The organism is uncultured Reyranella sp. (assembly GCF_945957355.1).
Classification (GTDB): Bacteria; Pseudomonadota; Alphaproteobacteria; order Reyranellales; family Reyranellaceae; genus Reyranella.
The window spans coordinates 1-20,970 of sequence record NZ_CAMFKM010000020.1 but is presented as its reverse complement, the minus strand read 5'-3'; the positions used below and the strand labels follow the sequence as shown (position 1 = coordinate 20,970).

The following is a 20,970-nucleotide window of genomic DNA, read 5'->3' as shown; positions in this document are numbered from 1 at the left end:
TCAATGGTGTATGCTCGTTGCAAACGAACGGGTCGGGAGAAGCCAGGTGGCGGATGGAAGCCAGGACGCAAGATCGATACGCCGCCTCGAGGATGCGCGTTTTCTCACGGGACGCGGCCGGTACGTCGAGGATATCGAGGAACCTGGCGCACTCCACGGCCATGTCCTTCGCTCGCCGCATGCCCATGCCGTGATCCGTTCGCTCGACACGTCGTCCGCGGCATCGATGCAGGGCGTGCATCTGGTTGCGACGGCGGATGACCTTGCGACGGACGGTCTGGGAGTCATGCCATGCCTGGCCGCGGTGAAACCGATGATCGTGCCGCCGCGCCCGGCGATGGCCGCCGGCCGTGTCCGTCATGTCGGCGACCCGGTCTGCTTCGTCGTGGCCGACAGTGCGGAGATCGCGCGCGAGGCGGCGGAGCGAATCGAAGTCGCCTACGAGCCGTTGCCCTCGGTCGTCGACGGCCGTGCAGCACTGGCGGAGGGCGCCCCGTCCCTGTGGGACGAGGTGCCGGGCAATCTCGTCTATCACGTCCAGCGCGGTGATCACGCTGCCGTGGCCGAGGCGATGAAGCGCGCCGCGCATGTCGTCGAGGTCGACGTGATGAACAATCGCGTCATCGTCGTGCCGCTGGAGCCGCGCGCGGGGATCGCGCGCTACGATGCGGCGACCGACACGATGGATCTCGAACTGACGGGGCAGGGCCTGCACGGCATCCGCCGTCAGCTTGCGGAGTTCATCTTCAAGGTGGCACCCGAACGCATCCAGCTCAGCGCACCCGATGTCGGCGGCGGATTCGGGATGAAGAACTTCCTCTATCCCGAATGGATCCTGCTGCTGTGGGCGGCGCGCCGGCTGAAGCGCCCGGTGCGCTGGCTGGCCGATCGCGCCGAGGATTTCGTGATGGGTGCGCAAGGCCGCGACATCGCGGCGACGGCGCGGCTCGCGCTCGACGGGACGGGGCGCATCCTCGCGCTCGACGTGGCGATGGTCGCCAATCTCGGCGCCTATCTGTCGGGCAACGGGCCCGGCGCCTCGGTGGTCGCCGCCTCGACGGCGCAGGGCGGCGTCTACGACATTCCCGCCATTGCCGTCGACGTGCGTGGCGCACTCACCAACACGACGCCCGTCGATGCCTATCGTGGCGCCGGCAAGCCCGAGGCCAACTATATCGTCGAGCGGGCCATCGAGGCGGCGGCGCATGCACTCGGCCGCGATCCGGCGGACCTGCGGCGGCAGAACCTGATCGCCTCGTTCCCGCACAAGACCGCGATGGGCATGGCGATCGACTCGGGTGACTTCGTGGCCAACCTCGATGCCGCCGTGGCGCGCGCACCGGGCTTCGAGGTACGGCGCGCCGAAGCCCGCGCGCGTGGCCGCCTGCGCGGTCGCGGCGTGGCCTGTTTCCTCGAAACGTCGCGCGGCGCACCCAATGAGGGCGCCGAGGTAAGGTTCGAGCCCGACGGGAGCGTCATGATCGCCGTCGGCACCGAATCGAACGGGCAGGGGCACGAGACCTCCTTCGCCCAGATCGCGTCGCGGCATCTCGGCCTGCCGATCGAGGCGTTCCGCTATGTCCAGGCCGATACGCGCGCCGTGAGGAGCGGCGCGGGCCACGGCGGTGCGCGCTCGATGCACATGGGAGGTGCGGCGCTGGTCAAGGCGATGGATGCCGCCCTCGCGAAAGCGCGCAAGCTCGCGGCACATCTCTTGCAGGCCAGCGAACATGAACTCGACTACGACCGGGGACGCTTCACGGTGCACGGCAGTGACCGCGCCATCGGTCTCGCGTCGCTGGCGGCCAGCGCACGGGAGCCGGCGAACCTGCCCGACGGCATGTCACCGGGACTGGGCGAGCACGTGTTGAACATCAGCGACGTCTTCACCTTCCCAAGCGGTTGCCATGTTGCCGAGGTCGAGATCGATCCCGAGACAGGCGCCATCGACCTGCTGAAGTACACCGCCATCGACGACTACGGCCGCCTGATCAATCCGATGCTGACCGAGGGCCAGGTGCAGGGCGGTCTCGCCCAGGGCATTGGCCAGGCCCTGCTGGAGCACACGGTCTACGATCCGCAGTCCGGTCAGCTCCTCAGCGGTTCGCTGATGGACTACACCTTGCCGCGCGCGGGCGACCTGCCGTTCTTCGACATCCAGCTGGTCGAGCGGCCGACCGCTGCCAATCCGCTGGGCGTGAAGGGCTCGGGCCAGGCGGGGTGCATCGGCGCGCCGCAGACGGTGATGGCCGCCGTCCTCGATGCGCTGCACCCGGCCGGCGTCGAGCGCCTCGAGATGCCGGCCACGCCGGCGCGCGTCTGGGAGGCACTGCAGCGCGCGAAGCCCGGACCTTGACGGCGCAATCCGCGCCTCCAGCCGCACGGGCCGGTCAACGTATCCTGGCCGGTATCCTCTTCATGTGCGGCGCGGGCCTGCTCTTTCCGGTCATGAGCGGGTTCGCCAAGTTCCTGGGGGCCGACTACAACACGCTGCAGATCTCGTGGGCGCGTGCGTTCGGCCACATCGTCTTCATGCTGATCTTCTTCGTTCCGCGCTTCGGGCTCGGCATGCTGCGCACGCGCCGGCCGGGAACGCAGCTCATGCGCTCGCTGATGCTGTTCACATCGAACGTCGCGAGCTTCCTCGCCATCGTCTACATCCCGCTGGGCAAGGCGGCGGCCATCACCATGATGGCGCCGCTGCTCGTATTGCCGCTTGCCTGGCTCGTCCTGGGCGAACGCGCGGCGCGCGCTCATATCGGTGCACTGCTGGTCGGCTTCGTGGGCATGCTGATCCTGATCCAGCCAGGCAGCGCGGTCTTTCAATGGGCGGCATTGCTCTCGCTGCTGAGCGCGTGTTGCTACGCGGTCTATCAGGTGCTGACGCGCCTCATCTCAGCCATCGACACGCCGGAGACATCGGCCATCTACAGCTCGATCGTGGGCAGCTTCGGCATGCTGCTGGTCCTGCCTTTCGTGTGGAAAACACCGCACGGCGCCCGTGACATCAGCTTCTTCTGCAGCCTCGGTGTGCTCGGTGCCATGGGCCACTATTTCGTGGCCCGGGCGCTGGCCTATGCGCCGGCCAACATCGTGGCGCCGTTCCAGTACATGCAGCTCATCGGCTCGGTGGTCGTTGGCTACCTCTTCTTCGGCGACTTTCCGGATTTCATGGGCTGGATCGGCGCCGCCATCATCGTCGGCGCCGGACTGTATATCGGCTGGTCGCAGCGCAAGCCGGGTTAGCCGCCCACTTCAGCTGACCGTTACCGGGGAGAAGTCGACGTACCAGCTCTTGGGGTGGACGTAGCCCTTCACCTTGGACGAGATCGCGTTCGGCCAGACATCGTGGACGAACCAGACGAACACCGCCTCGTCGACCATGCGCGTGTTGATCTTCGCCAGCACCTTGTCGAGTTCCGCCGGGTCGGACGTGCTGCGCGCCTCGGCGGCCAGCTTGTCGAACTCCGGATCGTTGATGTAGCCCCAGTTCGAGCCCTTGGGCGGGACCTGCTGGCTGTCGACGAAGCGCATGAAGGCGTTGTGCGGGTCCATCGTGTTCCAGCTGACGTTGATGGCGCTGAACGAGGCCGCTTCCGGTGCCTTGGCGCCCTGGCGCATGAAATTCAGCAGCGCGTTCCAGTCCATGACCTGGAACTCCAACTCGACGCCGACTTCGGCGAACTGCTGCTGGATGAACTCGTTCATGATCAGCGGATACATCTGGCCCGAGCCCGAGGTCGAGATGGCGACCTTCATCTTGAGCTTCTTCTGCGGACCGTAGCCCGCCTCGGCCAGCAGCTTCTTTGCTTCCGCCGGATCGTACCTGATCTTGAAGCTCGGATTGCCGAACCAGGGATGGTCGGCGGGCACGCAGCCGACCGCGGGGGCGGCGAGGCCGTTCAGCAGCTTCACCATCGCGTCGCGGTCGACCGCGAGGTTCAGCGCCTTGCGTACCCGGATGTCGGCGGTCGGCGCGCCCGGCAGCATGCTGAGCGTATAGGGCCACATGTGCGGAATGGCGTTCGTCTCGATCTTGCAGCCGCCGGCGCGGAGCTTGTCGAGCGAGTCGGGCGCCGGCGCCTCGATCCAGTCGACGCGGCCCGACAGGAGCGCGGCCGTGCGGGTCGAGACGTCGGGGATCGGCAGCAGCACCATGCGCTCGGTCTTGGGCAGCCGCTCCTTGTTCCAGTAGTCGTTGTTGCGCTCCAGCTCGGCGCGCTCGCGCGGCGTCCAGGCCTTCATCTTCCACGGGCCGGTGCCGGACGGCGACTTGCGATAGGCTTGCCAGTCGCGGCCCACCTTCTCGAAGTTGGCAGGGCTCGCGATCGGGAAGCGGTTGAGCAGCGAGGGGAAGATCGTATCAATGCCCTTGGTCTGAATCTCCACCTTGTAGTCGTCGATCTTTCGGTAACCGATTACCGGCCAGACGGCGGCGATGAGGATGCTGCGGCCGGCGCGGTCGAAGGCGGGCGACTTGTCGTTCAGGGTGCGGTCGAGGGTGAAGATCACCGCATCGGCGTTGAAGTCCGATCCGTCATGGAACTTCACGCCTTGGCGCAGCTCGAAGATCCACTTCGTCGGATCAGCCGGGTCCTGATACCACTTGGTCGCGAGGCCGGGCACGAGCTTCGCGGGCGCGGTCGCGGACGACAGGTCCCAGGCGACCAGCGGATCGTACATCGTGTAGCCCATGAAGCGGATGCCTTCGGTGCCCTGGTCGGGCGCGCCGTCGGTCGCGGGGATGTCGGCCAGCGTCATGGCGATCCGCAGCGGCGCGGATTGCTGCGCTCTTGCCGAGTTCATGCCGATGAGGGAAAGCGCGGTGCCGGAAAGAAGGGCGGCGCGACGGGTAAGCATTGGAAAACCTCCGTGGTTCCGCTGCACGAAGCACGAAGCGAGCCACCCCGCGCCGTGCTGGACGCGGCATGCTTCTTGCTGTTTTGCTGGTGATCATGGCCGCGCTGAATACGCTTACCGCCACCGAACTCGCGCAACGACTGGACGGGGGAACGGCAACCGCCGAGGCGGTCGTGCGCGATCATCTCGACCGTATCGACCAGCGCGACGCCGAGGTGCTCGCCTGGTCGCATCTCGCGCGCGAGGCTGCCCTGCAAACCGCCAAGGTGCTCGATCGCGGACCACGCAAGGGCCCGCTGCACGGCATTCCGATGGGCGTGAAGGACATCATCGATTCCTTCGACCAGCCGACGACCTACGGCTCGCCGATCTACCGCACGCACCGGCCGCTCGCCGACGCCGCGACGGTCGCGCTGGCGCGCGATGCCGGCGCCATCCTGCTCGGCAAGACCGTGACGACGGAGTTCGCCAACCGCCATCCCGGGCCGACCAGGAACCCGCATAATCCGGCACATACGCCGGGGGGCTCGTCTTCGGGTTCGGCCGCGGCCGTCGCGGACTTCCAGAGCGTGCTCGGGACCGGCACGCAGACCGGCGGTTCGGTGATCCGCCCTGCCGCCTTCTGCGGCATCGTTGGCTACAAGCCGAGCTACGGCCATTTCGCGCCGGCCGGCATGAAGGCCAACACCGAGTGGCTCGACACGATCGGCGCCTATGCGCGCAGCGTCGAGGATATTGCCCTGTTCCGGGCGGCGCTGATGGCTATGCCCTTCACACCCATCAACAGGCTCGACCGGCCGCCAAGGATTGCCGTCGCTTTCACGCATCATCGCGAAGAACTCTCATCTGAGGGCACGAAAGCCGTGAACGATGCCGCGGCGGCCTTCGCCAGGGCGGGTGCGCAGGTCACGGAGATCGAGTTGCCCACGCCGGTGCGCGACATGACCCAGGGCCAGAGGACGCTGTCGGCCTTCGACGGGCCGCGCGCCCATGCCGACGAGGCGCGGCGTTTCCCTGGCCTGCTGAGCGAGAGCCTGAAGAAGGACAAGCTCGAGGCCGGAGCGAAGATCGACTATGCGACCTGGGTGGCCGCGCGGAAGCTCGGCGAGGCCGGTCGCGCTGCAGTCGATGCGTTGTTCTCCGACATCGACGTCATCCTGACCGCGCCCGCCAAGGGCGAGGCGCCGCTCGGTCTCGGCCACACCGGCGACGCCACCTTCAACCTCCTCTGGACCTATCTCTGGATGCCTTGCGTGACCTTGCCCCTGACCAAGGGACCGACGGGCCTACCGGTCGGCATCCAGCTGGTCGGCCGCCAGCACGAGGATGCGGGTCTGCTCGATATCGCCGCCTGGGCGCGGAGCGTGCTGTCATGACGCCGATCACCGCCGTCGAAGCCGTTGCCGCCATCGAGGCCGGGACGCTCACCTCCGAGAAACTAGTGCGCGGCTGCCTTGACCGGATCGCCGGGCGCGACGATGTCGTGAAGGCCTGGGTGCATCTCGATCCCGACCAGGCGATCGCCCAGGCCAAGGCCGCCGATGCCGCGAGCGGCGGGCTGCTGCGCGGCATCCCGGTCGGCGTGAAGGACATCATCGACACCTACGACATGCCGACTGGCCACAACTCGCCGATCTTCGCGGGGACCGTGCCGTTCGGCGATGCCGCCTGCGTGGCGCTCTGCCGGACCGCCAACGCGGTCATCATGGGCAAGACCGTGACGACGGAGTTCGCCAACCGGCATGCCGGCGCGACCACCAACCCCCACAATCCGGCGCACACGCCGGGCGGTTCGTCCTCGGGCTCCGCCGCGGCTGTCGCCGACGGGCATGTGCCGCTGGCCTTCGGTACGCAGACCGGCGGCTCCGTCATTCGCCCGGCTGCCTATTGCGGTGTGGTCGGCTACAAGCCGACTTTCGGCGACTTCAACCGCGTCGGCATCAAGATGCAGTGCCACTCCGTCGATACGCTGGGCCTGATGGCGCGCACGCTCGATGACATTGCCCTGTTTCGCGCGGCCGTGCTGAAGCTTCCGCCCGTCGAGATCGACCGCGACATCAGCCGGCCGCGCATCGGTCTCTGCCGGTCGCCGGTCTGGGACAAGGCCGAGCCCGAGACCAAGGCCCTGATTGAGGAAGCCGCGACGAGGCTCTCGGACAAGGGAGCCTCCGTCGTCGATGTGGCGTTTGCCGCCCCCTTTGCCGACATCATCGACGATCATGCCGCGATCACCGGCTTCGAGAGCGTGCGCAACTACGCCGACGAGCGTCTGCGCAATCCCGACAAGGTGAGCGACGAGCTGATCAACGGGCCGATGAAGCGCGGTCTCGCGGTCTCCTTCAAGCGCTACGTTGCTGCGCAACGCAAGGCCACGGCCTTCAAGGCTCATGTCGATTCGCTGTTCGACAAGGTCGACCTGCTCCTGACGCCCAGCGCACCCGGCGAGGCGCCGCAGGGGATCGCCTTCACCGGCGATCCGGTCTTCAATTCGATCTGGACGCTCGCGGGCACGCCCTGTGTGACCCTTCCGGCCGGCACCGGTCCGCGCGGCCTGCCGCTCGGCGTCCAGCTGGTCGGCCTGCGCCACGCCGACGACCGGTTGCTTTCCCTGTCCGCCTGGGTGGCGGCGCATTTGAATTGATGAACACACCAGCCCTCATCCTGAGGAGCGGCCCCCGGGGCCGCGTCTCGAAGGATGGGATCCCGCACCTTGTCTGTTGTCCATCCTTCGAGACGCATCGCTGCGCGATGCTCCTCAGGATGAGGAAGGAGAGATAGAGAATGCCCACGATCAACGGTGAACGACTGCTCGGCGACTTGCGGCGCATTGCCGATTTCGGCCGCTACCAGACGGGTGTGCACCGGCCGCATTTGTCGCCGCAGGATGTCGAGAGCCGGCACTGGCTGGTGGCGCGGATGAAGGAAGCGGGCCTCGAACCGGTGATCGACGGCATCGGCACGGTGATCGGCAAGAGTCCGAAGACCGGTCCGCGCATCCTGATCGGCTCGCACTCCGACACCCAGCCGCGCGGCGGCTGGCTCGATGGAGTCATGGGCGTGATCTACGGGCTCGAAGTGGCGCGGGCGCTGGCGGAGGATCCCGAGACGGCGCATCTCGCCGTCGATGTAGCCTCCTGGGCCGACGAGGAGGGCCACTGGGGCCAGATGACCGGCAGCCGCTCCTTCATCGGCATCTTTTCCGAGGCCGACATCGACAAGGCGAAGCATCGCGACGAGGGCACGCCGATGCGCGAGGCGCTGAAGGCGGCCGGCCTCGAAGGCGTGCCGCGCGAGCATTTGGAAGAGGGCAGGTATCGCGGCTATCTCGAAGCGCACATTGAGCAGGGCGGCCTTCTCGAAGCCGGCGACAAGCGCATCGGCATCGTGACGGCGATCGTCGGCATCATGCAGTTCCGGCTGACCTTCAGCGGCATCCAGAACCATGCCGGCACGACGCCTATGCCGATTCGCAAGGATGCCGGCGTCGCCATGATGCGACTCTACAACGACGTCATGGACAAGTTCCCCGCCGTCTCGGGCCCGCGCAGCGTATGGACGGTCGGCAAGATGGTGCTGGAGCCAGGTGCGCCGGCGATCGTTCCCGGCCGGGCCGAGATGGTTCTCCAGTTCCGCGATGCCGACCAGAAGATCCTTCAGGCCTTCGAGGCGAAGCTGATGGAGATCGTGGCGGATCACCAGAAGAACAGCCCCTGCAAGGTGGAGTGCGTGAACCTGTCACGTACCCAGCCGCTGCTGATGGACGAGCGCTTCCTCGAGGCGATCGAGGAGTCGGCCGCCGTCCATGCGCCTGACAAGCATGTCCGCATGCCCTCGGGCGCCGGACACGATGCGCAGGTGATCGGGCTCAGGATGCCGGCGGCCATGATGTTCGTACCGTCGATCGGCGGCATCTCGCATCACTTCACCGAGAACACCCACGACGCCGACATCGTGCTGGGATGCCAGGTCTTTGCCGACGCCGCGGCGAAAATTCTGAAGGGAAACTGACGGGCGACAGCGCTATCCTGTTCCTCGTCGAGCGAGGAGCAGCATGTCGAAGGTCACCCGCGCCACCAAGGCTCTGGAGCAGGCGAAGCTCGCCTTCACCGTCCACACCTATGACTACGATCCCGATGCCGACAAGGTCGGGCTGCAGGCGGCTGAGGCGCTGGGCGAGGCGCCGCAACGCGTGCTCAAGACGCTGATGACCCTCGTCGACGGCAAGCCCGCCTGCGTGATCGTGCCCTCGGATCGCGAAGTCTCGATGAAGAAGCTGGCGGCGGCATTCAAGGGCAAGTCGGCCGAGATGATGAAGCCCGCCGATGCCGAGCGCATGACCGGCTACAAGGTTGGCGGCATCAGCCCGTTCGGCCAGATGCGGTCTGTGCGGACCGCCATCGAAGTCGAGGCCGTGGGGCACGAACTGGTCTACCTCAACGGCGGCCAGCGTGGCCTGCAGGTGCGGATGTCGCCGCAGGACGTCGCGGCGGCGCTGAAGGCGGTCGTGGCGTCGCTGGTGGCGTAGCGCCTGGCCTACTGGGCTGCCGCCAGGTAGCGCGCCAGGCCGCCCGCCTTGTCGGGCGGCAGTCTGGACGGCGTGCCGTTCAGCTTGATGCCCAGCTCGCAGGCTTCCTCGCCGGAGAGTTTAGCGAGGTTCTGCAGCCTTTCGAAATCGGCCGGCGTGAGGCCCGCTTCGGCGAGGAGCGCGCGCGCCTCGGTGTCGTTCGGCACCGGCAGTTGCGCCGTTGCATTCGCCTTCATCGCAGTACGCCCGGAGCGATAGGCCTTCTCCATCGCCGTCAGCATCTCGCGCATCAGCTTCTGGCCTTGCGGGTCGAGCCGGTCGGCATGCTGGATGCCGATCAACGCCAGCTCGCGACAGGCCTGGACATTGGTGCCGCGCAGGTGCCGCATCAACGCGATGCGCGCCGCCAGCACGCCCTCGGCATCGGCGGCGTCGGCCGCCTTCAATGCCGGCACGATATGGGTGGCGCGCAGCTCGCTCATCAGTACCAGCGGACGCGGCGCACCCGTGGTCGTCGGATTGCGGATCTCTTCCCTCAGGGAGGCGCGCAGCCGTGGCTCGGCGTCGGGCACGTCGGCCAGAACCAGGCCAACGAGGGGCAGCGTACGCGCCTCCACCATGGCATTGTCGACCATCTGCGTATCGTCGCCGGTCAGGGCCTCCAGCCCGAAGACGACACCGGCCGCAGCCAGAGCGCCGGCGATCGCCGCCGCCACCGACCGTGTCAGGCGCTGGCGGGAAGAGGCCGTGCGGCCAAACAGATAGAGTGCGGCACCGGCAGCCAGGGCCACGATGACGATGACGGCGATCTTCTCCAACGACTACTCCTGTTTGCAGGCCGGGCCGGGCATGGTAATCGCGCTACCCTGCCGCACGGATGCGGTAGAAATGTGGGCAACGCAGACCGCCATCCATGCCGATTCATGTCGATGTCCATCACCCGAGCCGGCTGGTCGTTGCCGTCGTCCGCGGGGCTTTCACGGCCGACGACGTGCGCGAAGCGGTGCAGCAGGCCCTGGCGAGCGACGTTCTTCACTATGCCAAGCTCATCGACATTGCCTCGCCCACGTTTCCCATGGACAAAGCCGGCGTCGAGGCAATCGCCAATCTCGTTGGCCGGAACGACGGCAAGGCGCTGGGGCCGGTGGCGTTCGTCGTCAGTCCGGGGCAGGCAGCCGATAATGCTGAAACGTTCGCCCGGCTGACCGGAGGCCTGCGTCCGGTGAAGGTCTTTCGCAGCCTTCATGAGGCGCGAAAGTGGCTCGCCGAGAATTCGCGGCCGCGGGCCTGACCGGCGCGAAGACCTACTCGAAGCAGCGAGCGCTGCGGATGGTGCAGGAGTTGCTGGGCACCCGGGCATTGCACTCGTTCCAGGCGGATTGTTCCGCGTCCTGTCTGGTGGGGGCGGCGCCGTAACCCGAGGCCTGCCCGTTGTCGCTATGGGCGTAGGCAATGCAGCGCTGTTGTGCGCTCATCCGGATCTTGCATTCCAGCGGTCCGCATTCGGCCAGCGCCGAGGTTTCGGCCGCCTCACGCGTCGCCATGCCGGTCGCGACGCCGAACAGGCGTTCGTTGTCGGTCGCGACGGCGCCCCAGACTTCCTGGGCCTGCGCTGTCGCCGCGATTGCCGCGTCCATCGCAAGAAGGGCGGCGAGCAGGATCGTCAGTCTCTTCATCATTGTGTGTGCTTCTCGAGGAAAGTACGGACACGCATGATCGATTCTTGCAGGAACCGCGGCGCCCGCCAATCCTTCTGCACCTCGAGGTTGGGGGCAAGCGCCGCGATCTCGTCGCTGGTGTGGGCGGGATGCGGCTTGTCGGTGCCAGGCTGCAGCAGCAGCGGCGTCCGGCAGTTCCTGACGAAATCGCGCGTCACGGAGAAGACGAAGTCCTGGCCGAACATGTTCCGGCCGAAGCTCTGGATCGCGGCCTCGGAAATTGAGGGATCACGCGCCCGCACGGTTGCGCTGTAGCCCTTCACGGACTCATCCCACGTATCGTGGTTCTCCCACAGGCCGATCGGGTTCTGCAGGACCGCGGCGGCAACGCGGTCCGGCGCCTGTTCGATCGCCTCGAAGCAGTAGCTGCCGCCAATGCAGCCACCCATCACGGCGAAGCGCCCGAAGCCCAGATGGTCCATCAGCGCCAGGTGATCGGCGGCAAAGGTGTGCCAGCCATGGTCGGGCTTCACGTCGGCCACCGACTTGCCGGCGTTGCGCTGGTCCATCGAGATGACGGTGAATTTGTCGGCGAGCGCGGTGCGCGGGTCCATCCAGGCGCGTGGCGTGCCGTCGGCGGCGGGCCCCCAGAACGCGATCGATGAGCGGAGGCCGCCGGGCGCATAGAGAAGCAGCGGAAAGCCGGCGCCATGGACCTCATAGTGGATATCGGCATCCGGCCGCTTCAGGATCGGCATGTACGCGCCTCCGTTGGATCAACCCTGCGGCTTATAGCCGATCGAATCGATGATCGTCTTCCAGCGCGCGAGGTCGGCCGACATGCGTTCGGTGAACTGGGCCGGTGTCGAGGTTTCGACGTCGAGGCCCAGCTCGACCAGTTTCTTCTGGATCTCGGGGATCTCGAGCACGGCTTTCAGCTCCTTGCCCCAGGCATCGATCAGCGGCGCCGGCGTCCTGGGTGGCGCAAAGAACACGTACCAGCCCAGGATCGAGAGCTGCGGGTAGCCGAGCTGGCTGATGGTCGGGATCTCGGGTGCCGAAGTGGTGGGCTTCACGCCCGAGGTGAAGATCACCTTCACCTTGCCGGCGCGGTGATGCTCCAGGAAGTCGGTGATGCCGCCGCAGCCGGCGGCGATATGACCACCCTGCAGATCGGCGACCAGCGGTGCGGCGCCGCGATACGGCACCGGCTCGAGCGGAATTCCCACCGCCTTGCCGGCCATGACGCCGAAGAAGTGCGTGAAAGAACCCAGCGCCGTCGTACCGAAGGAGGCGCGGGTCGGGTTCTTCTTCAGCCACTCGATGTATTCCTTGAGGTTTCCGACGCCGATGGTCGGCGACACGCAGAATGCGGTCTGTACCGTTCCGGCGAGCGTGATCGGGGCGATGTCCGTCATCGGGTCGAATGGAACACCGGGCATGGTGAGCTTCTGCACGATGGTCGCCGAGGGTACGTAGGCGATGGTCGTGCCATCCGCCGGCGCGTTCTTCAGGTCGCCAACGGCGATGGTGCCGGAGGCGCCGGCCTTGTTGTCGATGATGACGTTGCGGCCGGTGCGCTGCTTCAGCGGCTCGGCGATCAGGCGCGCCATCACGTCGGTGCCGCCACCGGCGGGGAAGCCGACCAGGATTTTCAGCGGCTTGTCGGGCAGGCCGGGCTGCTGGGCGCGCACGCTCGGCGCGAGTGGTGAGGTAAGTGCTGCGCCGGTCATCAAAATCGATGTGCGGCGGCCGATCTTCTTCATCGTCACTCTGTTTCCTCCGGGTCGTTTTTATCTAGGACACCAGGCTCCATGCGAGCTCGGCCCGTTCTCGTGCGGACTTGCTCATCTTGATCGATTCGGGATTGGACGAGTTGCCCTGCAGGCCGCGCCGGTAGACGCCCTGGGCGATGGCGGCGAGGCGGAACAGCGAAAAGGCGAGGTAGTAGTTCCAGTTGGGGATCGAATCGCGCCCGGTGCGCCGGCAATATGCCGCCACGTAGTCCTGCTCGGTGGGAATCCCCAGCGCGGCGAAATCGACGGTCGCGAAGCCGTGCGGTGGGTCCGTGAGGTGATAGCCGAGACAGTTGTAGGCGACGTCGCACAAAGGATGCCCGAGCGTCGACAGTTCCCAGTCGAGCACGGCCACCACGCGCGGCTCGGTCGGATGGATGATCAGGTTGCCGAGGCGATAGTCGCCGTGGACGATGGTGGTGGGATCGCCGTCGTCGGGAATGTTCTCCGGCAGCCAGGAGGAGAGCTTGTCCATGGCCGGAATCTCTTCCGTCTTGAGCTCGGCATATTGCCGGCTCCAGCGCGAGATCTGTCGGGCGATGTACTGTCCGCTGCGGCCATAGTCCCCGAGCCCCACCGCTACGGGATCCACCTTGTGAAGACGGGCCAGCACCTCGTTCATCGAATCGAATATGGCGGTCCGCTCATCCGGCGTCTGGCCGGGCATGGCCGGGTTCACCAGGATGCGACCGGGCACGGCCTCCATCACATAGAACATCTGGCCGATGACGGAGTCGTCCTCACAGAGCAGCCGGGCCGGCGCGACGGGCACGTCGGTGGAGGAGAGGGCGGAGATCACGCGGAATTCGCGATCGACCTGGTGCGCCGAAGCCACCAGCTTGCCCGGCGGCTTCTTGCGCAGCACGAAGTCGCGGCGGCCCTCCGCCATGTCGGCGGCGACAAAGAAGGTCGGGTTGGAATGGCCGGAATCGAACTGCCGGACGTCAAGGCCGCCGCGATAGCCCTCGAGCTTCTCGCGGAAGTAGCGGTCGAGGGAAGCCACGTCGAAACGGTGGCGCTCCATCACGGGGACGGTGTCAGCGTATGTCGGCATGTGGCGTCGAGCCTAAAGGCCGCGCGCGGCCTTGCGCAAACGTTGCATCCCGCAGGGAGGAACGGAGCGGAACTTCGATTGCAGATCGACGTTAGTGCCGGTCAGCGAGGTTCCGTGGCCGAGAATTCTGTCCTGCGCGTGCCGACCGTCCATGTCCGGGGAGGCTCGGCCATCCGTCGTCCGCTGATCGTTCTTGCGGTCTGTGCGGTCGGGGTCATCGCCTACCTCGCACGCGATTTCCTGATCCCGACGGCAGCTGCCATCGTTCTCGCGCTGGTGCTGACGCCGGTCGCCAAGAAGCTCGAGCGCCTGGGCTTGCCTCCGACCGCCGCCGCCGGCGCGTCGGTGTCCCTGCTGGCGCTTGTCGTCGCCGGCTTGCTGGTGGTGTCGGCTCCGGCGATCACGAGCTGGGCGCAGCAGGCGCCGTACCTTACCTACACGCTGGAGCGGAAGCTCGAGGGCCTGCGCAAGTCGCTGGCCTTCGTGAAGCAGGTCACGGACCGGGTGGAACAGGCGACGCAGGCCCAGCCGGCCCCCGCTGCGACCGAGGCGAAGCCGCCCGAGAAGGTCGTGGTGCGCGACAAGTCGTTGATCTCGGAGATGATGAGCACGACGCCGGCGCTGCTGCTGCAGATCGGCTACGCGGCCGTTCTTGCCTTCATGCTTCTCGCACATCGCAACGACCACAAGCGGCAGATACTGAGGGTGCCGCTCAACTTTCACACGCGGGTGCGGATGGCCCGGGTCATGCGCGACATCAACGACCGCGTCGGCACCTACCTGTTCGCGCTCGTGGTCATCTACTCGCTGGTGGCGCTCGCCTCGACCATCGTGCTGGCCTTGCTGGGCTTTCCCAATCCCCTGCTGTGGGGCGTGCTGATGGGGCTGGCATCCTTCGTGCCCTTCGTAGGACCGCCGGTCGCCATCGGACTGGTGGCGTTCGTGGCCCTCCTCACCTACGAGGACTGGATGCACATGGTGGCGGCGCCACTTGTGCTCGCGGTCATCCACTTCGTGGAATCGCAGCTCGTCACGCCGACCTTCGTCAGCCGCCGTTGCGCCCTCAACACGGTCGCGGTCTTTGCGGGCGTCGCCTTCCTCGGCTGGATGTGGGGGGCTGTCGGCGCGATCGTGGCGGTGCCGCTGCTGATCCTGATCAGCACCGTCGCCGCGCACCTGCCCTCGCTGCGTTGGCTGGAGGTTCTGCTGTCGGAGGATCGGCCGGTGAGCGAGCGGCTGGCGGTGAAGCCTCCGCTCGCGTCGGTGACGCCGATTCAGGTGCGACGTCGCCGCGTTGCCACGAAATAGGAGAGGCCCAGCAAACCCCAGAAGGCCCCGACAATCGCAGAGGCGGCGGCGGAATCGAGCCGGCTCTCGATGAGGGACCAGGCGGACGCGGTAAGGAAGACGGCACCGATAACGATGGAAATCGCTGCGCCCATGGTCAGCAAGGCACGGTTCAGCGCATCGTTGGCGGCGCTGCGCAGCGAACGGGCCGCGGCTGCGCTTGCCGCAACCCGGAGCAGGGGGCCGATCATCGACGGTATCGCTTCTCTTGAAGGCCGGGCTGAAGCTTTGCTGGGCCGGCTATTGCCGACGACAAAGCCAGCCTGCGAGGAAGCCGATCCCGACGACGGCCGCGAGAGTGGTCAGCGGACGCGCCTCGGTTTGCTCGATCAGCTTGTCGGTCGCCTTGTTCTTCAGGTCGATCGTGTCCTGGGCGACGGCCTTGGCCGTGTCGCCGTACTTCGCGATCAGCTCGCGGGCTGAGCGCAGCGTCTCCTCGACGGCTTCCTCGCCGCGCGCGACGATCGACTCGCCGGTGCCGCCCATTGAGTTCGTCAGCTCTTCAAGTTGGGCCTTGAGAAGGCTGATCTCCTTGGCGAGATCCTTGCCGTTGGCGTGGCTGGCGGCGCGCATGGTGATCCTCCGGAACGGGGTTGGGGTGGGGCAGTCGGTCGTCAAACGCCCTGCCCGTCCGGAGGTTGCGAACCTACCCGTCCCAGACGTTCTGAGGCATGGGCAGGCGGGTGAAATCCGCGGCACCGAGCGGCCTGTCGTGGGTAACGCCCTCCCGTTCCAGCAGCATCATCCACTGCCGCACATGCTGGCCGGAATGCCACGTGGTGCGTTCCAGCAATTCATGCAGGCTCTGCGCGCCGTAGTAGGTCGGCAGCATGCGCGCCGCGCTCGTATCGCCGTGGGCCCACCAGTTGCGAAACCGCTCCTGCACGGCGGCGCCGTAGGCTGCCACCGCCGCCATGTCTGCATCGGCTGCCGGCTCTTCGCGGAACGCCGCCTGAACCAGGGTCTTACCCTGCTCGGCATCGAGGAAGGCCGAAACCACGCGAAAGAGATGGAAGGCGAGCGCGCGGTAGCTGCGCGGCCGCCCCGGTACATGGATATGGAGCTTCTCGTTCGGCATGAGCGGCAGCAGCCCGATGGCCGCGGTCATAAACCTGTCGAGACGCGCGTAGAGTTCGGCAGGCGAGAGTTCGGGGCCCGATTTTTCCTGGAGACCGAGGAAGGCAACGATCTCACGCGTGCTCTGGCCGAAGATGAACTGGCGGCCGCGCGACAGGACCGGCACGGAACGCGCGCCGAGCACCTGCAGCTCGGCGAAGCCAGCCGGATCTTCGAGGACATTCACCGAGACGAAGTCGATCCCACGGATCGATAGAAACTCTTTGAGTCTCAGGCAGCTCGTTCAACCGGGCTGCCAGAAGACCTTCAGTGGCTCTGTCATGACTTACTCCTGCCCTCCACCATTGGCGGTCCGGATGCCCGGCATGTCAAGCAGCGTCCGCCAGCGGACAAAATCGGATGCGAGGCGCACCGTGCATTCGTCGGGTTTGGTGACGCCGACGATGACGCCGTACTGCGTGAGTTGTTCCTGCGTATCGCGGCTCTCTACGGCGATTCTCAATTCCCGGTTCCAGTGGGCGATGAGGGGCGACGGCAGGCCGGCCGGCGCGAAAAAGGCGTACCAGTCGATCAGTTGCAGTCCCGGGAAGCCCAGTTCCACCACCGTCGGCACGTCCGGAAGCACCGGATTGCGAGCCGCGCCCGACGTGGCGAGGATCCGGAGCTTGCCGCCACGATGCTGATGCACGAAGGAGGCAAGGCCGCCGCAACCTGCCGGGATGCGCCCTTGGCCGAGATCCGACGACAGGGGACCTGTGCCACGGAAGGGTGCGGGCACGAGGGCGATGTCATACTGCCGGCCGAGCAGCTGCGCGAAATACTGTGAGAAGGTCTGGGGCGCGGCGGTGCCGAACCGACGGCGATCGGGCGGGCCGTCCTTCACCCATTGGACATACTCGGCGAGCGTGCGGACGCCGATCGAAGGTGAAACGACGAATGCCGTTTCGAAGGTCCCGACGATCCCGAGCGGCGCCAGATCGTGCAGCGGATCGAATGGAAAGGTCGCCGGCGAGGTGAGTTGGCCGATCAGGGTCGTACTCGGCAGCAATCCGATGGTCGTGCCATCGGGTGCGGCTTTCTTCAGCGACGCTCCCATCGTGGCGCCGGCCGCGCCGGGGCGGTTCTCGACGGTAACGGGGCGGCCGAGGCGCTGCTGGATGCCGGGCGTGATGGCGCGTGCCACGACGTCGGAACCACCGCCTGCGGCGAAGCCGACCCAGAGGCGGACGGCGCGATCCGGAAGTCCGGATTGTGCGAAGGCCGGCGTCGGCAGCAGGGCCAGGCTACCGGACGCCAGCACGGCGCGGCGGGAAACAGGTGTCATACGCCTGGTCTACACGTTCCGACGGCTCCCGATGGGCTATGCCTTGCGGTGGCAGACCACGCAGATCTTGTTGCCGTCCAGGTCACGCAGATACGCGCCGTAGTAGTTGGGATGATAGTGCGCCCGAATGCCCGGCGCGCCCTCGTCCTTGCCCCCCGCCGCGACTGCCGCCTTGTGAGCCGCATCGACGGCGCTGCGGTCGGGAGCCTCCAGGCCGATCGTGATGCCATTGCCGACCGAGGCGGCTTTCTTGTCGAGCGGGCTCAGGATCCAGAGCTGCGGTCGTCCGCCTGCCGGACCGTATCCAACGGCGTGCGGATAATCCATGTGGCGCACCAGACCGAGCGGCTCCAGCAGCGCGTCGTAGAAGGGCTTGGCCTTGCCTACATCGTTGCTGCCGATCGTAACGTGACTGAACATGGTGGTCTCTCCTCGTTGCGCCGCCTCAGGATGCCTCAGTCGCAGGGCGCGGCAACCCGAAATGATCGCGCAGAGTCCTGCCTTGATAGGCAGTCCGGAACAGCCCGCGTTTCTGGAGGATGGGCACCACCTCGGCCACGAACACGTCGAGCATCGAGGGAAGCAGGGGCGGCATGAGGTTGAACCCGTCGGCGGCGCCGTCGTCGAACCAGTCTTCGATCAGGTTGGCGATCTGTTCGGGCGTGCCTGCCGTGGTGTAGTGGCCGCGGGCGCCCGCCAGATAGGCAAGCAGCTGGCGCAGCGTGAAGTTTTCGCGACGGACGAGGCCCACGATCACTTCGGTGCGGCTGCGCGCCGCCTGGACCGTGCCGGGATCGGGAAAGTCCTCCGCGGTCAGCGGACGGTCGAGCGGCAGGTGCGAGAAGTCATGGCCGCCGAACCGGCCGCTCAGGCGCTTGCGCCCCACTTCCGGATCGGTGAGATCGTTCAAGTCTTTCGCAAGACGCCTGGCTTCGGTCTCGGTCGAGGCGATCACCGGGCTGAGGCCAGGCAGGATTAGCACCTGCTCGGAGGGACGGCCCTCCGCCGCCGCCAGCCTCTTCAGGTCGGCATAGAACTCCTGGGCAGTGGTCTTCTCCATCTGGGCGGTGAAGACCGCTTCGGCGTGGCGCGCGGCGAAGCGGCGCCCGGTGTCGGACGAGCCGGCCTGCACGAAGACCGGACGTCCCTGGGGCCCGCGCGGCATGTTGAGCGGGCCGGCGACGCGATAATACTTGCCCTCGTGGTTGATCGGCCGGATGCGATCGGCGCGCGCATAGTGGCCGCTCGCGCGATCGTCGAGTACGGCATCGTCGGCCCAGCTGTCCCACAACGCCTTGGCAACCTGCACGAACTCCTCGCCGCGCTCGTAGCGCTCGTCGTGGCTCACCAGGCCTGTGCCGCCGAAGTTGCGGGCCGCGGGGGCGAGCCACGAGGTCACGATGTTCCAGCCGACGCGGCCGCCGCTGATATGGTCGAGCGAACCGAACTGCCGCGCGAGGTTGAACGGCTCCGAATAGGTGGTGGAGGCCGTGGCGATGAGGCCGATGCGCTGCGTCGAGCCGGCGATGGCAGCGAGCGCGGTGATCGGCTCCAGCCAGGTGCTCGCCGCATGTGCCACCGTGTCGGCCAAAGCGAGCTGGTCGGCCAGGAAGATCGAATCGAAGAGGCCGGCCTCGGCACGCCGCGCGAGGTCGCGGAAATACTCGATGTCGGTCAGTGCGAGGGCTGAGGAGTCGGGATGCCGCCACGAAGCTTCGTGATGGCCCCGACTCTGGATGAAGAGGTTGAGGTGGAGCTGTCGCTTCATCCCCTCACTGTGCAGCCGGCGCGTAGACCGATGCAAGCTGGCGCGACACGAGTCGTGCATAGAGACCGCCGCGCGAAACCAGCGCGGCGTGCGTGCCGGTTTCCGCCACGCGGCCTTCGTCGAGCACCACGATCAGGTCGGCATCGCGCACGGTCGAGAGCCGGTGCGCAATGACGATGGTCGTGCGGTCGGCTTTCAACAGGTCGAGCGCGCGCCGCACCGCCTGCTCGTTCACCGCGTCGAGATGCGAGGTCGCCTCGTCGAGGATCAGGATCGGCGCATCCTTCAGGAAGGCGCGCGCGATGGCGACCCTCTGGCGCTGGCCGCCGCTCAGGCTGGTACCGCGCTCACCGACAGGCGAGTCGAGGCCCTGCGGGAGGGTGGCGACCAGCTCGCCCAGGGACGCATGCTCGATTGCGGCCAGCAGCTCGGCCTCTGTTGCCTCGGGGCGTGCGATCAGGATGTTGGCGCGCAGCGTGTCGTTGAACAGGTAGGTGTCCTGCGCCACGAGGGCCACAAGGCCGCGCAACTCGTCGAGCTTGTAGTCGCGCAGGTCCGCGCCGTTCAAGGTGATGCGGCCGGTGTCGGGATCCCAGAAGCGCATCAGGAGCTGCGCCGTCGTAGTCTTTCCCGCGCCCGACGTGCCGACCAGCGCCACCGTCTTGCCGGCGGGAATGGTGAAGCTCACGTCGGACAAGGCGCGCCGGGTCTGGCCGGGATAGGTGAAGTTCACCTTCTCGAGCTGCAGGGCCGCCGCGCCTGAGGTGGGAGGCACGCCCTTGCCATCGCGCACCGGGATCGGCTCGTTGGCCAGCGCATAGACCCTTCGCGTGGCGCCCAGCGTGTCGGCGAGCTGGCGGCCGATCTGCGCAATCTCCGACACCGGCAGGAAGGCCGACATCGCCAGGATCGTCATCAGTGGCAGCAGGCCCGGATCGAGCGCGCCGCGCGAGGCGAGAATGGCGCCGACCACGACGATGGCGAGGCCGCCCAGCCCCGTCAGCACTTCGAGGAGGGCGTGCTGCATCGTCAGTTCGCTGAAGAAAGGCAGGCGCAGCGCGATATGGCGCTGCGACAGCTCGTCGAGCTTGTCGCCGCGTGCGCGCTCCTGCTGGTTGGCGACGATCTCGCCCAGCCCCTGCACCGAATCGACGGCAAAGGCGCCCAGTTCGCCGGCCGCCTCGCGCGCCTGGCTGCCGAGCCGATCGACCCGCTTGCGCATCAGGAAGGGACTGAGGCCCACGGCCAGCAGGAACGGCACCAGCGTGATCGCCAGCCATCCGCTCGTCGTGGCCAGAGCGATCACCACGGCGGCGGGGATGAGGATCGCGACGAAGGCCGGTGCCACCGTATGGGCGAAGAAATACTCGACCAGCTCGATGTCGTGTGTCGCCAGCGCCATCAGATCACCGGTGCGGCGGCGCGTGAGATAGGCGGGCGCCAGCGCGTCGAGCTTGCGGAAGGCATCGATGCGCATCTCGGCCAGCAGGCGGAAGGCCATGTCGTGCGCCCCACCGGGTGAAGATGACAACTACGTTTACTCCATAGCCCTATAAATCAG

At 66.9% G+C, this 20,970-nt stretch carries 21 protein-coding genes; 8 read left to right on the top strand and 13 right to left on the bottom strand.

The window, feature by feature from the left end; translation table 11 throughout:
• Positions 1–46: 46 nt before the first annotated feature.
• Together Q0Q48_RS24420 and Q0Q48_RS24415 are read left to right on the top strand one after the other, a co-directional pair.
• A complete protein-coding gene (locus tag Q0Q48_RS24420) occupies positions 47–2,356 on the top strand; it encodes a xanthine dehydrogenase family protein molybdopterin-binding subunit (protein ID WP_295143964.1) in 2,310 nt (769 codons plus the stop codon).
• Positions 2,353–3,246, top strand: coding sequence for a DMT family transporter (locus tag Q0Q48_RS24415; protein WP_295143962.1), 894 nt, complete (start codon positions 2,353–2,355; stop codon positions 3,244–3,246). Before Q0Q48_RS24420 ends, Q0Q48_RS24415 begins: the two co-directional genes overlap by 4 nt.
• Positions 3,247–3,255: 9 nt before the next feature.
• On the opposite strand, the gene Q0Q48_RS24410 is transcribed toward Q0Q48_RS24415, so the two are convergent.
• The gene (locus Q0Q48_RS24410) at positions 3,256–4,860 is read right to left on the bottom strand and encodes an ABC transporter substrate-binding protein (protein ID WP_295143960.1); all 1,605 of its coding nucleotides are present in this window, start codon (positions 4,858–4,860) and stop codon (positions 3,256–3,258) included.
• A gap of 68 nt (positions 4,861–4,928) precedes the next feature.
• Between Q0Q48_RS24410 and Q0Q48_RS24405 the strand changes: the two genes are divergently transcribed.
• The 4 genes from Q0Q48_RS24405 (at position 4,929) to ybaK (ending at position 9,385) form a co-directional block, all read left to right on the top strand.
• Entirely contained in the window at positions 4,929–6,236 is a 1,308-nt protein-coding gene (locus Q0Q48_RS24405; protein ID WP_295143958.1) for an amidase, read from the top strand.
• On the top strand, positions 6,233–7,501 hold the full coding sequence (locus Q0Q48_RS24400) for an amidase (protein WP_295143957.1): 1,269 nt from the start codon (positions 6,233–6,235) through the stop codon (positions 7,499–7,501). The genes Q0Q48_RS24405 and Q0Q48_RS24400 overlap by 4 nt, the downstream gene beginning before the upstream one ends.
• Before the next feature lie 140 nt (positions 7,502–7,641).
• On the top strand, positions 7,642–8,868 hold the full coding sequence (locus tag Q0Q48_RS24395; RefSeq protein WP_295143955.1) for a hydantoinase/carbamoylase family amidase: 1,227 nt from the start codon (positions 7,642–7,644) through the stop codon (positions 8,866–8,868).
• A gap of 43 nt (positions 8,869–8,911) precedes the next feature.
• Positions 8,912–9,385 (top strand): Cys-tRNA(Pro) deacylase, encoded by a 474-nt coding sequence (gene ybaK, locus Q0Q48_RS24390; RefSeq protein ID WP_295143953.1) that lies wholly within the window; start codon positions 8,912–8,914, stop codon positions 9,383–9,385.
• An 8-nt stretch (positions 9,386–9,393) separates the two neighbouring features.
• Here ybaK and Q0Q48_RS24385 read toward each other — a convergent pair whose 3' ends face one another.
• Positions 9,394–10,203, bottom strand: coding sequence for a hypothetical protein (locus Q0Q48_RS24385; protein ID WP_295143951.1), 810 nt, complete (start codon positions 10,201–10,203; stop codon positions 9,394–9,396).
• A gap of 95 nt (positions 10,204–10,298) precedes the next feature.
• Here Q0Q48_RS24385 and Q0Q48_RS24380 point away from each other — a divergent pair, with 95 nt between their 5' ends.
• Positions 10,299–10,676, top strand: a complete 378-nt coding sequence (locus Q0Q48_RS24380) for an STAS/SEC14 domain-containing protein (RefSeq protein WP_295143949.1) — start codon at positions 10,299–10,301, stop codon at positions 10,674–10,676.
• A 13-nt stretch (positions 10,677–10,689) separates the two neighbouring features.
• On the opposite strand, the gene Q0Q48_RS24375 is transcribed toward Q0Q48_RS24380, so the two are convergent.
• Genes Q0Q48_RS24375 through Q0Q48_RS24360 form a run of 4 tightly spaced genes read right to left on the bottom strand, consistent with a single transcriptional unit; the run spans position 10,690 to position 13,893 of the window.
• Positions 10,690–11,064 (bottom strand): DUF4189 domain-containing protein, encoded by a 375-nt coding sequence (locus tag Q0Q48_RS24375; RefSeq protein WP_295143948.1) that lies wholly within the window; start codon positions 11,062–11,064, stop codon positions 10,690–10,692.
• Complete coding sequence (locus Q0Q48_RS24370) at positions 11,061–11,801, bottom strand: alpha/beta fold hydrolase (protein ID WP_295143946.1); 741 nt, start codon at positions 11,799–11,801, stop codon at positions 11,061–11,063. Before Q0Q48_RS24370 ends, Q0Q48_RS24375 begins: the two co-directional genes overlap by 4 nt.
• A gap of 18 nt (positions 11,802–11,819) precedes the next feature.
• Positions 11,820–12,809: a tripartite tricarboxylate transporter substrate-binding protein gene (locus Q0Q48_RS24365; protein ID WP_295144089.1), complete on the bottom strand. Its 990-nt coding sequence runs from the start codon at positions 12,807–12,809 to the stop codon at positions 11,820–11,822.
• Between the two features lie 31 nt (positions 12,810–12,840).
• Positions 12,841–13,893, bottom strand: a complete 1,053-nt coding sequence (locus Q0Q48_RS24360; RefSeq protein WP_295143944.1) for a phosphotransferase — start codon at positions 13,891–13,893, stop codon at positions 12,841–12,843.
• Positions 13,894–14,007: 114 nt separating this feature from the next.
• Between Q0Q48_RS24360 and Q0Q48_RS24355 the strand changes: the two genes are divergently transcribed.
• The gene (locus tag Q0Q48_RS24355; protein ID WP_295143942.1) at positions 14,008–15,201 is read left to right on the top strand and encodes an AI-2E family transporter; all 1,194 of its coding nucleotides are present in this window, start codon (positions 14,008–14,010) and stop codon (positions 15,199–15,201) included.
• On the opposite strand, the gene Q0Q48_RS24350 is transcribed toward Q0Q48_RS24355, so the two are convergent.
• The 7 genes from Q0Q48_RS24350 to Q0Q48_RS24320 form a co-directional block, all read right to left on the bottom strand.
• Entirely contained in the window at positions 15,168–15,431 is a 264-nt protein-coding gene (locus Q0Q48_RS24350) for a hypothetical protein (protein ID WP_295143940.1), read from the bottom strand. The two genes, Q0Q48_RS24355 and Q0Q48_RS24350, sit on opposite strands and share 34 nt — an antisense overlap.
• A 49-nt stretch (positions 15,432–15,480) precedes the next feature.
• The gene (locus tag Q0Q48_RS24345; RefSeq protein WP_295143938.1) at positions 15,481–15,813 is read right to left on the bottom strand and encodes a hypothetical protein; all 333 of its coding nucleotides are present in this window, start codon (positions 15,811–15,813) and stop codon (positions 15,481–15,483) included.
• Between the two features lie 73 nt (positions 15,814–15,886).
• Complete coding sequence (locus Q0Q48_RS24340) at positions 15,887–16,591, bottom strand: DinB family protein (protein WP_366915308.1); 705 nt, start codon at positions 16,589–16,591, stop codon at positions 15,887–15,889.
• A 51-nt stretch (positions 16,592–16,642) separates the two neighbouring features.
• The gene (locus Q0Q48_RS24335; protein ID WP_295143934.1) at positions 16,643–17,641 is read right to left on the bottom strand and encodes a tripartite tricarboxylate transporter substrate-binding protein; all 999 of its coding nucleotides are present in this window, start codon (positions 17,639–17,641) and stop codon (positions 16,643–16,645) included.
• A gap of 36 nt (positions 17,642–17,677) precedes the next feature.
• A complete protein-coding gene (locus Q0Q48_RS24330) occupies positions 17,678–18,061 on the bottom strand; it encodes a VOC family protein (protein ID WP_295143932.1) in 384 nt (127 codons plus the stop codon).
• A 25-nt stretch (positions 18,062–18,086) separates the two neighbouring features.
• Positions 18,087–19,409: an LLM class flavin-dependent oxidoreductase gene (locus Q0Q48_RS24325; protein WP_295143930.1), complete on the bottom strand. Its 1,323-nt coding sequence runs from the start codon at positions 19,407–19,409 to the stop codon at positions 18,087–18,089.
• Between the two features lie 4 nt (positions 19,410–19,413).
• Positions 19,414–20,940, bottom strand: a complete 1,527-nt coding sequence (locus Q0Q48_RS24320; RefSeq protein ID WP_295143928.1) for an ABC transporter ATP-binding protein — start codon at positions 20,938–20,940, stop codon at positions 19,414–19,416.
• Positions 20,941–20,970: the final 30 nt, after the last annotated feature.

Coding starts and splice junctions, on each gene's coding strand:
- Q0Q48_RS24410 (WP_295143960.1), bottom strand. CDS start 4,860: ATGCTTACCCGTCGCGCCGCCCTTCTTTCCGGCACCGCGCTTTCCCTC.
- Q0Q48_RS24405 (WP_295143958.1), top strand. CDS start 4,929: ATGCTTCTTGCTGTTTTGCTGGTGATCATGGCCGCGCTGAATACGCTT.
- Q0Q48_RS24400 (WP_295143957.1), top strand. CDS start 6,233: ATGACGCCGATCACCGCCGTCGAAGCCGTTGCCGCCATCGAGGCCGGG.
- Q0Q48_RS24395 (WP_295143955.1), top strand. CDS start 7,642: ATGCCCACGATCAACGGTGAACGACTGCTCGGCGACTTGCGGCGCATT.
- ybaK (WP_295143953.1), top strand. CDS start 8,912: ATGTCGAAGGTCACCCGCGCCACCAAGGCTCTGGAGCAGGCGAAGCTC.
- Q0Q48_RS24380 (WP_295143949.1), top strand. CDS start 10,299: ATGCCGATTCATGTCGATGTCCATCACCCGAGCCGGCTGGTCGTTGCC.
- Q0Q48_RS24375 (WP_295143948.1), bottom strand. CDS start 11,064: ATGATGAAGAGACTGACGATCCTGCTCGCCGCCCTTCTTGCGATGGAC.
- Q0Q48_RS24370 (WP_295143946.1), bottom strand. CDS start 11,801: ATGCCGATCCTGAAGCGGCCGGATGCCGATATCCACTATGAGGTCCAT.
- Q0Q48_RS24365 (WP_295144089.1), bottom strand. CDS start 12,809: ATGAAGAAGATCGGCCGCCGCACATCGATTTTGATGACCGGCGCAGCA.
- Q0Q48_RS24360 (WP_295143944.1), bottom strand. CDS start 13,893: ATGCCGACATACGCTGACACCGTCCCCGTGATGGAGCGCCACCGTTTC.
- Q0Q48_RS24350 (WP_295143940.1), bottom strand. CDS start 15,431: ATGATCGGCCCCCTGCTCCGGGTTGCGGCAAGCGCAGCCGCGGCCCGT.
- Q0Q48_RS24345 (WP_295143938.1), bottom strand. CDS start 15,813: ATGCGCGCCGCCAGCCACGCCAACGGCAAGGATCTCGCCAAGGAGATC.
- Q0Q48_RS24335 (WP_295143934.1), bottom strand. CDS start 17,641: ATGACACCTGTTTCCCGCCGCGCCGTGCTGGCGTCCGGTAGCCTGGCC.
- Q0Q48_RS24330 (WP_295143932.1), bottom strand. CDS start 18,061: ATGTTCAGTCACGTTACGATCGGCAGCAACGATGTAGGCAAGGCCAAG.
- Q0Q48_RS24325 (WP_295143930.1), bottom strand. CDS start 19,409: ATGAAGCGACAGCTCCACCTCAACCTCTTCATCCAGAGTCGGGGCCAT.